The organism is Arthrobacter sp. alpha11c (assembly GCF_054149985.1).
Map to the genome: position 1 here is coordinate 2,817,104 of NZ_CP196747.1, position 12,775 is coordinate 2,829,878.

Consider the following 12,775-nt stretch of genomic DNA (forward strand, 5'->3'; position numbering starts at 1 on the left):
GCGTTGCGAGGCCTACTCTGCGTGCTTCACGAGCGATTAGAGGCGCAGAGCGGACCTCACAACGGGAGTTTCCGGACGTTTTCGCGAGGCACCGAGCACGGCGGTCGCGACTCCGACGAGCAGGATCAGCCCTCCCATAATTTCGGGCGCCGTGGGGATTTCGTTCAGGACCAGCCAGGCAGCCGTCATGCCGACCACTGGAACCAGCAGCGTGAATGGCACGACGTCGGAACTCGGGTAGAGCGTCAACAACCGGTTCCAGATGCCGTACCCAATAAGTGAGGCGAAAACCGCCGTGTATATGGCGCTCAGGATGGTGGGCATTTGGAGGTCCGTGATGGTCGCCCATACGGTGTCCGGGCCGTCCACCACAAGTGACAATCCCGCCAACGGGAGCGGCACAACGGCCCCGGACCAGACCACCAAGCCAAGGCCCGACGCCGCTTTCGAGTGCCGCGCCACCACGTTTCCGATCGCCCAGGACAATGCAGCGGCCAGCACAATCATGAGAGGCAGGATCGGAGCCACGGCGCTGCGTCCCACAGCGACCACGCCGAGACCCGCGAGGCCGAGCACGACCCCGAGCATCTGCCTGCGACTGGGCCTTTCGCCAAGGAACCGCGCCGCGATCAGCACTGTGAACAGCACCTGCGCCTGCAAGACGAGCGAGGCCAAGCCCGCCGGCATACCCAGCGCCATGCCCAGGTACAGCAACCCGAACTGACCGGCGCTCATGAAAAGCCCGACGCCGATGATCGCCTTCCAGCTCACGTCAGGTTTGCGGATGAACAGGATGAACGGAAATACGACCAGCAGGAATCGGAAGGCGACGAAAAGCAGCGGCGGGACATCACGACCGTTGGCGTGGAGGCCCAAGTCTATGGCGACGAAGTTTACGCCCCAGAGGACAGCGACAAGGACGGCGAGTGCGGAGTGGCGGAGGTTCACAAGAATCACTCTGGCATTGGAATGGTTTAAGCACCAGCGTTGAATTCAGCATGAAACCAAGTAGATTTACTTCATGATCGACATTTCAGCCTTGCGTGCTCTGGTAGCTGTGGAACAGCACGGATCGGTAGTAGCCGCCTCCGACGTGATGGGCTACAGTCCGTCAGCGGTTTCCCAACAGATCAAGAAGCTGGAGAAGCAAACGGGGGTAGCCGTCCTGGAACGGAACGGCCGTGGTGTACTCCTTACCGAACGGGGCCTTGCCCTCGCTGGCTACGGGCGGCGAATCATGGACGAGCTCGAGGAACTGCAGGCAACGCTCCTCGCCGATCCCGCGAAGCCCTCGGGACTGCTGCGGCTCGTGGCATTTTCCACTGCCTGCCGCGGCTTGGTGGGGCCAATGCTCGGACGCATCGGGACCACCGATTCTGCACTTGAAATCAGCGTGCTGGCCGAGGACCCACGCGAGGCCGTTCAACGAGTCGCCTCAGGCGAGGCTGAGCTGGCAGTGGTGCACAACTGGAACTCCGTGCCGCTGGTCATTCCCGAGAACCTGGTGCACGAGGACCTTTGCCTGGACCAAGCCGACGTCCTGGTTAACAGCGCGCACGCACTCGCTGGACGGACCGTCGTCGAGCGTGAAGACTTACTGGACGAAATTTGGGTCAGTACGCCGGCGGGTGCCATCTGCAACGAAGCCCTCCTGCAGATCTTCGCCGGGCTTGGGCGGGTCCCCGATATCCGTGTCTACGATCCCGATTTCTCCACCCATATCGCCATGGTGGAGCAGGCCGTGGCCGTTGCGCTTGTGCCTCGGCTGGGCAGGCCACCCCTGCCATCTGGTGTGATTGCCGTGCCGGTCGTCAACCCCATTCAGCAGCGGGCGGTGGGAATCGTGTATCGAAAGACCATGACCGCGAGCCCCAATATCCGGTATGCCGTCCGGTTGCTGCGCGAGGTGGCAGCAGAGCACGAGCTACCCGTACGGGGCTGAGCCATCCTTCCGGGGCTAACCTTGGGCGTTGCTACTTGCGTGGCACCTTGAAGTGCGTCAGACGGGCGTCCTGCCCATCCAGCTCCGCCCATGACTTTTCAGTCTCCAGGACCGTCAGAGCACTGGTTGGGTACCGCGTGGCAGCATCCATGTAAGCGTCATGGTCCGAGTCGCGCGAAGCAAGATGCATGGCCAGGTCCTGGACGCCGGGCATGTGCGAGATCACCATCAAGGTGGTGACGGTGTCCGGGACGTGGTTGATCACGGTCAACATCCGGTTCGCTGAAGCGGCGTACAGGCCGTCCTCAAGCTTGGGCGTCGGGGCTTTGTCTCCCAGCTCATCGCACACCCACGTGCAGGTTTGGCGGGTTCTCACCGCAGACGAGCACAGAATGAAGTCGGGAACTACCCCATGCTTGAGCAACCATCTCCCAGCCAACGGAGCCTCACGATGTCCGCGTTCCTCCAAGGGACGCTCATGGTCCGGCACCCCCATGGGCCAATCCGCTTTGGCATGCCGCATAATCACCAGGCGCCTGATGTGATGGTCACTCATGAACCAACCCTATAGCCGCAAACCCCCATCCGCCGCGGAGGCCAATACTCACGGGAGCACTAGAGGGAAGCCCGGGCATGGTGCGGGCGCTGTAGCGCAGCGGGGCATCCCGAAAGCGCCGTTGTTGCGTGAGGCACGAGCGCAGGCGCAAAGGGATCGTCCCGAGAGAGCGAAAGCGCCCGCCTCCTGGCCGGAGACGGGCGCCCTTGCGGTGCTACTTAGATCGAGTATTCCGGAGCAGCCCAAACGATAACTTCGGGGTGCTCGTAGAAACGGTAGCCCTGGCCACGTACGGTGCGGACCGTGTTGGCGAGGCGACCCAGCTTGGAGCGGAGGCGGCGGATGTGGACGTCGATGGTGCGCTCGTTGGGCACTTCTTCGGCGTTGCGCCACAGGCCCTCAAGCAGTTCGTCGCGGCCCACTGTGCGGGTGCCGTTTTCGACGAGGTAGTTGAGGAGCTCAAACTCCTTGAACGTCAGGTTCAGGGACTCGCCGTCGAGGTGGACTTCGCGGCGGGCGAGGTCGATCAGCACGCCGGAGGGGCGGGCTTCCTGCTGCGGTGCCGGGCGGGCAGCCTCGGTGCGCTGGCGGGCGGCGACCGTGGGGTCACCGAAAGTTGAACGTACGACGTCGAGTGCGGACCCGGGTGCCCCGGCCGGCGCTACGGCGACTGCAGCGTAGCTCTCAGCGCCGGTAACCAGGGACTGGGCGTACGCCCGGATTTCCTGGGCGAGCTTGGCAATGGAGGTGCCGGCCGCTGCTGCTGTCTCTTCGTCAATGCCCATGTAGAGCACGAAACCGCGGGCCACGTTGTCGTTGGCGACCGGGCGGAGGCGGTCAGACTGCGCAATGACGGGGGTAGGCGCCGTCATGGGTGCTGGCTCGTTGGTGGGAACTGCCCGCAACTGGCCATAGGAGTTGGGGTTGTAGCCCTGGGGCACGTAGCCGGGAGCCTGCTGGGTGTTGCCTTGGGTGGCGGGGGCGTACCCGGGGCGGTTGCCGAAGCCGGGGCGGAGCCCTGCGTTTGAAGCGGCCTTGTTGGCGTTTCGGACGGAGATGTGGACGTAACCGGATGCAACTGACATGGAGTGATTACCTCAAAAGTGAATAGCCGTCATCGCGGCTTCGAATGCTGGTTGTCCCCGCAATGAGTTTGGGGAAGGGCGCCCAACGCTGGGCTAGGGGGCGAATGCCTGAAACTTCTTTGGGGTGGAAAGTTAGGCTTGCATTCGACAACAGCGGGTCTCGTCGCCAGCGGGTGTGCTGGACCAGATTGCTGCGGCTGCAGGTGCTGTTGAGTTCTTGTTCACATTGGAAGTGTGCAACGTAACAATGGCAACACGCAAGTAACAAACCGCCAAACCGTCCACATTTTGAGACAAGAGGGTCTATTGTGCTGCAGATCACAATTCTTTCACCATGGAAAATGAACGTCATTTCATTCGGTCGCGATGAGAAATATTCGGCTTATGGTGAATTTTCTTCGGCAGATAGTGCATGATGCCCTTCCCGATTCCCATCAGGCGCAAAAGGACGGAATCTCAAGATCTGAAACACTTGCTGTCCAATCGCAAGCCACTCCAAGCTCGAATTTTTCCCTCAAAATCTGCTACACGCCGTAGAACCGACCAGTATGGACGCCACACTCCTGCGACACCTGCCACCGAACTCCCACGTGGCTAGTGTTGACCTCACAGCGTCCTCACAGGACCGGCAAAGCTTCGGCAAACCAGCAGAATGGAGAGTTGTCACATGGCATCCCCGCACTCCATGACGAACAACCTTCCCCAGCTTTCCCACCCGGACGGCTCCCCTATCCGCGCTTTGGTGGTGGACGACGAACCCAGCCTCTCCGAGCTCATGAGCATGGGCCTTCGCATGGCAGGCTGGTCCGTCGCGGTAGCAGCCGACGGACCAGAAGCCGTGAAGCTTGCCAAGGACTTCCGCCCTGACGTGCTGGTGCTGGATGTGATGCTTCCAGGATTCGACGGCGTCGAGGTCCTCAACCGGATCCGTACCTTCGCGCCGGAAGTGCCCGCGCTGTTCCTCACGGCCAAGGACGCTGTCCAGGACCGCATCGTAGGCCTTGCCGCCGGCGGGGACGACTACGTCACCAAGCCCTTCAGCATGGAGGAGGTCCTCCTGCGCCTGCACAGGCTTGTCCAACGTTCAGGCGTTGCCGCCATGGACACGGCGGAATTGGTGGTCGGCGATCTCACGCTCAACGTAGACACGCGGGAAGTTTCGCGCGCCGGCGAGGACATCCAGCTCACGGCAACGCAGTTTGAGCTGCTTCGTTACCTCATGGAAAACCCCAAGCGCGTAGTCAGCAAGGCACAGATCCTGGACCGCGTCTGGGACTATGACTTCGGCGGACAGGCCAACATCGTGGAACTGTACATTTCCTACCTGCGCAAGAAAATCGAAGCCAACCACCCGCCAATGATCCACACCATCCGTGGCGCCGGCTACGTCATCAAGCCTGCGGACTGAATCTTGTCCACCCCTTCAGGAGCAACCCGCAAGACCCAGCGGAACTGGCTCAATCCCTCCACCTGGCATCTGCGCACGCGGTTGGTCCTGGTGGCGATGGCGTTGTTGGTTGCCATTTGTGGCGCAGTTGGAGTGGTTAGCTACGCCTCCATGGACATGTACTTCAACAAGCAGCTCGACAAGCAGTTGGAGCAGGCGTCAAGCCGCGCGAACGACTTCGGCAGGCCGCCGTCGAACTTTCCCTCAAGCGGTCGGCCGGATCCGCTGGAGGCCCGCGGCCAAGGCGCGGGGACCCTCAACGCGAGGATCGATGGTTCCAGCGTTATTAACTCGGGCCTGCTAAACGCAAACGGTCGCCGGGTCGCACTCTCGGCAGAAGACAAGCAGGTCCTGCTCTCACTCCCCCGCGACAACCGGCCTGTGGACCGTTCATTGTCCAACGGCGACTACCGGCTGGTGGCTGTTGAGACCACCTACGGCGACGTCATTGTGACGGGCTTGCCGTTGGCTGACAAGCAAAACGCCGAGGCGTCGCTGGTTTGGACCATGGTGTTTGTTTCCCTGGGCGGCCTGGTGCTGATCGGCCTCGCCGGTACCGTCATCATCCGCCGGACCATGCGCCCGCTGGAGCAACTCTCGGAGGTTGCAACCAAAGTATCGCGCCTTCCCCTCGACGCCGGTGAGGTGGCACTCGCGGTGCGCGTACCGCCGTCGGCCTCCCATCCTGGAACTGAAGTGGGCAGCGTTGGCCACGCTTTAAACCAAATGCTCAACAACGTTTCCAGGGCCCTGGAAGCCCGTCAGGAGAGCGAAACCAAGGTCCGGCAGTTTGTTGCCGATGCCTCCCACGAACTCCGGACGCCGCTGACCGCCATCCGCGGATACACCGAGCTGCTTCGTATGACGGAGAACTTCACGGATGACGGCAGGAAGTCGCTGGCACGGGTCCAGAGCCAGTCTGAACGCATGACCACGCTTGTGGAGGACCTGTTGCTGCTGGCTCGCCTGGACGAAGGCCAGCCGCTGAAGGTCACGGATGTGGACCTGACGCAGCTGGTGATCGAGACCGTCAGCGACGAAAAGGTGATGGCACCGGACCACATCTGGAAGCTCCAACTCCCTGACGAGCCCATTACGGTGCGCGGGGACGCAACCCAGCTGCATCAGGTGTTGGCCAATCTGCTCTCCAACGCCCGCAAGCACACCGATCCAGGTACCACGGTGGTCACAGGCGTCACGCTTTCCGCGGACGGTAGCGCGGTGGTCACGGTCACTGACAACGGGCCTGGTATTCCTCTTGGGTTCCAAGGCCGTATTTTCTCGCGTTTTGCCCGGGCTGACGCGGCGAGATCAGGCTCGGAAGGAACCTCCGGATTGGGCTTGTCAATCGTCGAATCCATCGTCCAGGCGCATGGCGGAAGTGTGGAAGTAACGTCCCAGCCGGGACGCACGGAATTCGCTCTTCGCTTCCCCACAGCTTCGAACGAACGCATATAACGAATCAGGCAACATGACGCGCCGTGAACGTGATCTCTGTTACCCAAATGTGACTTAAGCCGAAACCTCCTGTACCTTCGAAAGGGTGGGTCGCCCCTAACTGGCCCACACCCGGGATGCGCCGAGCTCTGCCACTTCCCGGAGTTCCGTTCTCATTCGAGGCAGAGACGGGGGACCCAGAGTCTCCGGGCACAGTACTTTCCTTGCCCTTGGGGTGAAGCCGCAGCTACGCGCGCGGCCGGATGACCTCATCCGAACCCGACAGCTAACTCCGCAGGCGCTGAGAGGTAATCACACATGTCTGAATTCAACGATCAGACGCGCCCTTCCGCGCGTCACCGTGACGAACACAATGCTCCCCTGACGAAGTCGCAAACCGTTCTGAAGAACGCTGCACGCCGCGGCAAGACCGGGCAACGAATGTCCGTTGTTGCAGGAGTCGTTGCCGCAGCATTGGGCGTCGCATCGCTCGGCCAGGCCGCAAACGCCGCATTCAATCTCCCCGAAACGAGCCAGGCGTCCGAGACGCAGGCTACCGCCCAGATCAGCAACAAATCAGCGGAAATTTCTGCTTCTTTGGATGCCGCTGCCAAGAAGGGCGCAGCCGACAGGGCTGCCGCAGACCAAGCTGCCGCCGCACAAGCAGCTGCTGCCGAGAAGGCTGCGGCCGAGAAAGCCGCCGCCGACCAGGCTGCTGCCGCACAGGCCGCCGCCGAGAAGGCTGCCGCTGATGCAGCCGCCAAGCAGGCTGCCGATGCCGCCGCCGCTGCAGCCGCGGCCGCTGCCGCAGCTCCCAAGGCCGTGGACGATCCCGCTGCTGCCAAGGCATACGCCGCCAGCATCCTCGCCAACTACGGCTGGGGTCCGGGCGAAATGACTGCCTTGAACACCCTGTGGGAGAAGGAATCCAACTGGCGGACCACGGCGACCAACGCGTCCAGTGGTGCCTACGGAATCGTGCAGTCCCTGCCGGCTTCCAAGATGGCAACTGCCGGCGCTGACTGGGAGACCAACTACCAGACCCAGATCAAGTGGGGCCTGAACTACATCAAGGAACGCTACGGCTCCCCCTCGGCAGCCCTCGCCTTCCACCTGGCCAACAACTGGTACTAAGCCAACTCAATAGGCAGGTTTGAGCCCACCCCAGCGGGCTCAAACGTGCAGGGCCTGATTACCGCCCCGTTTTCCGCCGTCGCAGCAGTGATTACTGCAGCTAACGGCGGGAACCGGGGCGGTTTTCGCGTTCAGGTGACGACGACTTGCACCTGACGTTACGTCAGGACTTAGCGTTGTGCTCATGACGGGAACAAGAGGATCCGGACCGTGGAGCATCGGTGAGCTGGCCACAGCGTGTGGCGTCAGCGTGCGGACGCTCCACCACTACGACGAGATCGGGCTGCTGTCCGCAAGCCAAAGGACAGCGTCCGGTCATCGCCGGTATTCGGAGGGCGACCTTCGCCGGCTATACCGGATCAGATCGCTTCAGATGCTGGGCCTTCCGCTCGCGGCCATCGGCAAAGCGCTGCAAACCCCGGAGGATGATCTGGAGTCCCTTCGAGGCCTCCTCCAACAGCAGCTGGTCCATGTGCAGGAGCACGCCCGGCAACTCCAAGCGCTCCAAAACCGTTTGGGCGAGCTGTTGTCACGCATGGACGGACGCGCCATGCCCACCCCTGAACAATTCATGTCAACGTTGGAGATGATTACCGTGCTCGAAAACAACTTCACAGCCGAACAACGCCAGCAACTCGCGGACAAGCGGGAAGAACTCGGCGCAGAAAAAGTCGAAGCCGCCAAGCAGCAGTGGGCTGCCCTTGTGGAAGAAGGACTGGCACACGTCCAAGCCAAGACGCCCGTCACCGACCCCTCCGTCCACGAATGGGTACGCTCATGGGACGGCATCGGTTCAATGTTCCACTCCAGTGAGGACACCAAAGCCGCAGCGCGTGCAGCCTGGCAGGAAAACAGCAAGGCCATCAGCGCGGGACTGCCCTGGAGCGCTGAGCAGTTGGCCGGGCTGATGGCCTACCTGGAAAAGGCGCGCTCGGCTTTGTAAGCGAGACGGCCCTATGCTTCCGGTTCGGCCTCTGCCGCACCTCTAACGGCTGCGATGGAGGCAGCGACGTCACCTGCGTCGGTGGACCAGTTGCTCACCGAAATCCGGAGGATGTCACGTCCTCGCCATGAGGAACCCGACATCCACACGATCCCTTCGGCCATGAGCCGCTGAGTCACCCGGTGCGTGCGGTCATCACTGCCGAAGGAGACCGATACTTGGGTGAAAACGACGTCGTTCAGGATCTCCACACCCGGGATCTCCGCCAGGCCCTCCGCCAACGCGCGGGCGTTAGCCGCAAGCCTGTCCACCATGGCAATGACTCCGGACCGGCCCAACTGTCGGAGGGCAGCCCACACCGGGATGCCCCGGGCTCGGCGGGACAGTTCCGGAACTTTGTCGAACGGATCGCCCAGTCCGGTCTCCGTTGCAATGAGGTAGCTCGTATGGATGCTGAAGGCCCGTCTCAGAGCTTCCGGCCGGGACACGATGGCCAAGCCACAGTCGTACGGGACGTTCAATGTTTTGTGGGCATCGGTGGCCCACGAATCGGCCGCCTCTACTCCGGCCAGCCGCCCGCGCAGGTTCGGGCTGACCGCCGCCCACAACCCAAATGCGCCATCCACATGCACCCAGGCCTCGCGGTCATGGGCTACTGTGATGGCTTCGGACATCGGATCGAACGCTCCGGAATGCAGGTTGCCGGCCTGCAGGCACACGAGGGAAGGTCCAGGTTGTTCATCCATGGCATCCGCGAGGGCGTCCGGCAGGATCCTGCCTTGATCGTCCGTGTCCACAGGAACGCAGGCTCCCAGCCCCAGATAGCGCAGGGCAAGATCCACGGCTGCGTGCCGTTCCCGGCCGGCAAACGTTGTGATGAGCGGCGCCCCGGTCAGGCCAAGGTCCGCCAGGTCCCATCCTGCCTCGTCCATGAGGTATTGGCGCCCGGCGGCCAGGCCCGCGAAGTTGGCCGTTGTAGCGCCAGTGGTGAACCCGACGTCGGACCCTCGCGGAAGATCCAGTAACTCCAGGAGCCATGCCGCGGCAGATTCTTCGATCGCAGCGGCCGCGGGAGTCGCAAACCTGAGTCCGGCGTTTTGGTCCCATGCCGAGACAAGCCAATCTGCGGCCATGGCAGCGGGCAACGTTCCGCCCATGACCCAGCCGTAGAAGCGTCCGGACTGGATTGCCATCAACCCGGGCTCAGCCAATGCGGCGAGCTCATCTACTACGTCAGCAGCATCCGTTGCTTCATCGGGAAGGATCGAAAGAAGGGTCGAGGCGACCTGGTCGGCGTCGGATGTGGGCCGGACAGAACGGCTGGGCACCGACGCAAGCCAATCCGTAGCGTGCGCCATGGCCCGCTCCAATGCAGCACCGTACGCCTCCGGCAACGCAGACATGCGCACAGCCTACTCCCGCTTCACCGGTCGGAACAGCGGAGGCGAACAGTGCTAGAGCGTGAGGGTGATGAGGTGACCGCCGTCGTCGTCTTTCACGGCCGTGACCGTCACGGCGGAGTAGTCCGGGATACGCCACATGCCCGGCTCAAGCTCCCCTCCGGCGTCGCCGACCACCACGGTTCGCATCCCGGCGGCGCGGGCGGCTGCGATACCTGCCGGAGCGTCCTCAAAAACCACGACGTCGGCCGGTTCCGCGCCCAGCAACGCTGCGGCTTTGAGGTACCCCTCGGGGTGCGGCTTGCCTCGCGTAACGCCTTCGGCCGTGACGGTAGTGGATGGCATGGAGAGTCCGGCAGCCTTCATCCGGATGTCGGCAAGGATGCGGTCCGCGGAGGTGACGAGCGCGATGGCGTCGTCCGGCAGGGCGGCGAGCAGCGCTTCGGCGCCCGGGAGGGCAATCACGCCGTCGGTTCGCGTGCGTTCCATCTCGCCAAGCTCGGCAGTCAGGGCTTCAAAATCAGCGTCGGCCGGAGCGTAACGGCGCACAGTATCGCCCGCTTGCACCCCGTGGGACGTCCGCAGGATCTCGTTGTAATCGAGGCCGTATCGTTCGGCGAACTCCAGCCATACCTGCTCGACTATCGCCGTGGAATCAACCAGTGTTCCGTCCATGTCGAACAGGACAGCACGGACGGTCAGGGCTGGCGATCGCTGGGCTTGCGCGGAAGACGAGGTTGGCTCGGCAGGATGGCTCATGGCTCCATCCTGCCGCACCATGCAGGGGTCGCGGCGAACTGTGACTTAGCCGTTGGGCCGGTGCGGAATGTACTGCACAGCCCACTTATTGCCGTCCGGGTCCGCAAAATGGACGAAGTGTCCCCAGTCCTGGACATCGATATCGCTGACCTCGACGCCGTTGGCCTTGAGTTGCTCGTGAGCTTTGTTGATGTCGCTCACCACTATTTGAAGGGATGGCGCCGTTCCGGGAGGGGCATCGCTGAGGCCCTCGCCGATCGCGATGGAACAAGCCGAACCCGGCGGGGTCAACTGCACAAAGCGGATGCCGTCCATGGGACGCTCATCGAAATCGGCGTTGAAACCAACTTTGTTGACGTAAAAGTCCTTCGCGCGATCCACGTCGGACACAGGGACAAACACCAGTTCAAGTTTCCAGTCCATGCGCCACAGGCTAACGGGGCGCACCGGAAAGCGGTAGAGGCGTGAGGATTAGCCCGCCACGCCGTAGAGGCGGTCACCGGCGTCGCCCAAGCCCGGAACGATGTACGACTTCTCATTGAGCTTCTCGTCAATCGAAGCGAGGACAACCTTCACGTTGGCGTCCTGCAACTCCTCCTCCAACTTGGCGAGGCCTTCCGGAGCCGCCAGCAGGCAGATGCAAGTAACGTCCGAGGCGCCGCGCTTGAAGAGGAACTTGATGGCTTCGCGCAGGGTGCCGCCGGTGGCAAGCATGGGGTCCAGAACGAAGATCTGACGTCCGATGAGGTTCTCGGGGAGGCGCTCCGCGTAGGTGATGATGTCCAGTGTTTCTTCGTCGCGGGCCATGCCCAGGAAGCCCACCTCGGCGGTGGGAACCAGTTTGGTCATGCCCTCAAGCATGCCCAGGCCAGCGCGCAGGATGGGAACCACCAACGGCGTCGGCTTGGTGAACGCCGTGCCAATGGTCTTGGTGACAGGGGTCTCGATCTCGACTGGCTGCGTCTTAACCTCACGGGTGGCCTCATAGGCCAAGAGAGTGACGAGTTCTTCAGTGAGCTGCCGGAAGACCGGTGAAGGGGTGTTCTTGTCCCGCAGAACGGTGAGCTTGTGAGCGACCAGCGGGTGGTCCACGACGAGTGTGCGCATCGTCCAAAACTATCATTGAGACATGAGCGCCACCGAGCCGTATCACGCTGAACACCTGGCCTGGATGGGCCTCGCCCTGGACGAGGCCCGGTTGGCCATGGAAACGGACGACGTGCCGATCGGCGCGGTTGTTCTAGGGCCCGACGGCGGCGTGCTGGGTTCTGGACGCAACGAACGGGAAGCGCACGGGGACCCGACCGCCCACGCAGAGATCGTCGCTATCCGTGAAGCCGCGGCTGCCCTGCAACGCCACGCCCTCGAATTGGGTGAAGGCGGCGATGGATGGCGCCTCGAGGACTGCACCTTGGTGGTAACCCTCGAACCGTGTGCCATGTGCGCCGGGGCAATTGTCCTGGCACGGATTCCCCGCGTCGTGTTCGGCGCGTGGGATGAGAAAGCCGGGGCGGCAGGTTCCGTGTTCGATATCCTCCGCGAGCGCCGGCTCAACCACTGGGTGGAGGTCTACGCAGGCGTGCGTGAGGAAGAATGCGCAACGCTCCTCCGGGACTTCTTCGCTACACACCGGGTACCGGCAGCGGAGCACCGCTCACCCGCCTGAGCTCTATGTAAGGAGCCAATCATGGCCATCGCTTTCAACCACACCATCGTCTACGCCAAGGACAAGCACGCGTCCGCTGCGTTTCTGGCCCGCATCCTTGGGCTTCCCGCGCCACAGCCCATGTGGTCCTTCGTTACTGTTTCCTTGGAAAACGGCGTCACCCTGGATTTCCTCGAGGCCCCAGGAACCATCGCGCCCCAGCACTACGCGTTCCTGGTCAGCGAGGAGGAGTTCGATGCGATCTTCCTGCGGATCACCGCCGAACACGTCCCCTACTGGGCCGACCCCGCACGCTCCCGCGCACAGCAGATCAACCACAACGACGGCGGCCGCGGGATCTACTTCTGCGACCCGGACGGGCACTTCCTTGAAGCAATCACCCGGCCGTATGGTTCCGGCTGAGCGC

The 12,775-nt window shown here is 62.7% G+C and carries 14 protein-coding genes and 1 riboswitch; of the genes, 7 read left to right on the plus strand and 7 right to left on the minus strand.

Annotated features, from left to right (window positions below):
* Nucleotides 1-36: 36 nt before the first annotated feature.
* Nucleotides 37-948 (minus strand): EamA family transporter, encoded by a 912-nt coding sequence (locus ACTAQJ_RS12720; RefSeq protein ID WP_498702190.1) that lies wholly within the window; start codon nucleotides 946-948, stop codon nucleotides 37-39.
* A gap of 73 nt (nucleotides 949-1,021) precedes the next feature.
* Between ACTAQJ_RS12720 and ACTAQJ_RS12725 the strand changes: the two genes are divergently transcribed.
* Nucleotides 1,022-1,942 carry a LysR family transcriptional regulator gene (locus ACTAQJ_RS12725; RefSeq protein WP_498696573.1) on the plus strand — a complete coding sequence of 307 codons (921 nt, stop codon included), beginning with the start codon at nucleotides 1,022-1,024 and terminating at the stop codon, nucleotides 1,940-1,942.
* Between the two features lie 31 nt (nucleotides 1,943-1,973).
* On the opposite strand, the gene ACTAQJ_RS12730 is transcribed toward ACTAQJ_RS12725, so the two are convergent.
* The gene (locus ACTAQJ_RS12730) at nucleotides 1,974-2,498 is read right to left on the minus strand and encodes a SixA phosphatase family protein (RefSeq protein ID WP_431118312.1); all 525 of its coding nucleotides are present in this window, start codon (nucleotides 2,496-2,498) and stop codon (nucleotides 1,974-1,976) included.
* Nucleotides 2,499-2,716: 218 nt separating this feature from the next.
* On the minus strand, nucleotides 2,717-3,583 hold the full coding sequence (locus ACTAQJ_RS12735) for a winged helix-turn-helix domain-containing protein (protein ID WP_431118311.1): 867 nt from the start codon (nucleotides 3,581-3,583) through the stop codon (nucleotides 2,717-2,719).
* Between the two features lie 667 nt (nucleotides 3,584-4,250).
* On the opposite strand from ACTAQJ_RS12735, the gene ACTAQJ_RS12740 reads away from it, so the two are divergent.
* The 4 genes from ACTAQJ_RS12740 to ACTAQJ_RS12755 all read left to right on the plus strand — a co-directional run bounded on the left by ACTAQJ_RS12740 (nucleotide 4,251) and on the right by ACTAQJ_RS12755 (nucleotide 8,544).
* Nucleotides 4,251-4,991 carry a response regulator transcription factor gene (locus ACTAQJ_RS12740; RefSeq protein ID WP_431118309.1) on the plus strand — a complete coding sequence of 247 codons (741 nt, stop codon included), beginning with the start codon at nucleotides 4,251-4,253 and terminating at the stop codon, nucleotides 4,989-4,991.
* 3 nt (nucleotides 4,992-4,994) lie between these two features.
* Nucleotides 4,995-6,488 (plus strand): sensor histidine kinase, encoded by a 1,494-nt coding sequence (locus ACTAQJ_RS12745; RefSeq protein ID WP_498696579.1) that lies wholly within the window; start codon nucleotides 4,995-4,997, stop codon nucleotides 6,486-6,488.
* Nucleotides 6,489-6,622: 134 nt separating this feature from the next.
* Nucleotides 6,623-6,780: riboswitch (cyclic di-AMP (ydaO/yuaA leader) on the plus strand.
* Between the two features lie 5 nt (nucleotides 6,781-6,785).
* A complete protein-coding gene (locus tag ACTAQJ_RS12750) occupies nucleotides 6,786-7,601 on the plus strand; it encodes an aggregation-promoting factor C-terminal-like domain-containing protein (protein ID WP_498696581.1) in 816 nt (271 codons plus the stop codon).
* 184 nt (nucleotides 7,602-7,785) lie between these two features.
* A complete protein-coding gene (locus ACTAQJ_RS12755) occupies nucleotides 7,786-8,544 on the plus strand; it encodes a MerR family transcriptional regulator (RefSeq protein ID WP_431118304.1) in 759 nt (252 codons plus the stop codon).
* A gap of 11 nt (nucleotides 8,545-8,555) precedes the next feature.
* On the opposite strand, the gene ACTAQJ_RS12760 is transcribed toward ACTAQJ_RS12755, so the two are convergent.
* The 4 genes from ACTAQJ_RS12760 to upp are packed head-to-tail and all read right to left on the minus strand — an operon-like array spanning nucleotide 8,556 to nucleotide 11,810.
* Nucleotides 8,556-9,947 (minus strand): pyridoxal phosphate-dependent decarboxylase family protein, encoded by a 1,392-nt coding sequence (locus ACTAQJ_RS12760; RefSeq protein WP_498696583.1) that lies wholly within the window; start codon nucleotides 9,945-9,947, stop codon nucleotides 8,556-8,558.
* 51 nt (nucleotides 9,948-9,998) lie between these two features.
* Entirely contained in the window at nucleotides 9,999-10,703 is a 705-nt protein-coding gene (locus ACTAQJ_RS12765; RefSeq protein ID WP_498696585.1) for an HAD-IA family hydrolase, read from the minus strand.
* A 45-nt stretch (nucleotides 10,704-10,748) separates the two neighbouring features.
* Entirely contained in the window at nucleotides 10,749-11,126 is a 378-nt protein-coding gene (locus ACTAQJ_RS12770; protein WP_431118300.1) for a VOC family protein, read from the minus strand.
* 48 nt (nucleotides 11,127-11,174) lie between these two features.
* The gene (upp, locus tag ACTAQJ_RS12775) at nucleotides 11,175-11,810 is read right to left on the minus strand and encodes a uracil phosphoribosyltransferase (RefSeq protein WP_498696587.1); all 636 of its coding nucleotides are present in this window, start codon (nucleotides 11,808-11,810) and stop codon (nucleotides 11,175-11,177) included.
* A gap of 22 nt (nucleotides 11,811-11,832) precedes the next feature.
* Here upp and ACTAQJ_RS12780 point away from each other — a divergent pair, with 22 nt between their 5' ends.
* Together ACTAQJ_RS12780 and ACTAQJ_RS12785 are read left to right on the plus strand one after the other, a co-directional pair.
* On the plus strand, nucleotides 11,833-12,369 hold the full coding sequence (locus tag ACTAQJ_RS12780) for a nucleoside deaminase (RefSeq protein ID WP_431118297.1): 537 nt from the start codon (nucleotides 11,833-11,835) through the stop codon (nucleotides 12,367-12,369).
* Nucleotides 12,370-12,390: 21 nt separating this feature from the next.
* Nucleotides 12,391-12,771 (plus strand): VOC family protein, encoded by a 381-nt coding sequence (locus ACTAQJ_RS12785; protein WP_431118296.1) that lies wholly within the window; start codon nucleotides 12,391-12,393, stop codon nucleotides 12,769-12,771.
* The last annotated feature ends 4 nt before the right edge of the window (nucleotides 12,772-12,775 follow it).

Excerpts from the sequence above, each read along its gene's own strand:
- ACTAQJ_RS12760 (WP_498696583.1), bottom strand. The coding sequence starts at position 9,947 with ATGTCTGCGTTGCCGGAGGCGTACGGTGCTGCATTGGAGCGGGCCATG.
- upp (WP_498696587.1), bottom strand. The coding sequence starts at position 11,810 with ATGCGCACACTCGTCGTGGACCACCCGCTGGTCGCTCACAAGCTCACC.
- ACTAQJ_RS12750 (WP_498696581.1), top strand. The coding sequence starts at position 6,786 with ATGTCTGAATTCAACGATCAGACGCGCCCTTCCGCGCGTCACCGTGAC.
- ACTAQJ_RS12735 (WP_431118311.1), bottom strand. The coding sequence starts at position 3,583 with ATGTCAGTTGCATCCGGTTACGTCCACATCTCCGTCCGAAACGCCAAC.
- ACTAQJ_RS12755 (WP_431118304.1), top strand. The coding sequence starts at position 7,786 with ATGACGGGAACAAGAGGATCCGGACCGTGGAGCATCGGTGAGCTGGCC.
- ACTAQJ_RS12725 (WP_498696573.1), top strand. The coding sequence starts at position 1,022 with ATGATCGACATTTCAGCCTTGCGTGCTCTGGTAGCTGTGGAACAGCAC.
- ACTAQJ_RS12770 (WP_431118300.1), bottom strand. The coding sequence starts at position 11,126 with ATGGACTGGAAACTTGAACTGGTGTTTGTCCCTGTGTCCGACGTGGAT.
- ACTAQJ_RS12740 (WP_431118309.1), top strand. The coding sequence starts at position 4,251 with ATGGCATCCCCGCACTCCATGACGAACAACCTTCCCCAGCTTTCCCAC.
- ACTAQJ_RS12730 (WP_431118312.1), bottom strand. The coding sequence starts at position 2,498 with ATGAGTGACCATCACATCAGGCGCCTGGTGATTATGCGGCATGCCAAA.
- ACTAQJ_RS12765 (WP_498696585.1), bottom strand. The coding sequence starts at position 10,703 with ATGAGCCATCCTGCCGAGCCAACCTCGTCTTCCGCGCAAGCCCAGCGA.
- ACTAQJ_RS12785 (WP_431118296.1), top strand. The coding sequence starts at position 12,391 with ATGGCCATCGCTTTCAACCACACCATCGTCTACGCCAAGGACAAGCAC.
- ACTAQJ_RS12780 (WP_431118297.1), top strand. The coding sequence starts at position 11,833 with ATGAGCGCCACCGAGCCGTATCACGCTGAACACCTGGCCTGGATGGGC.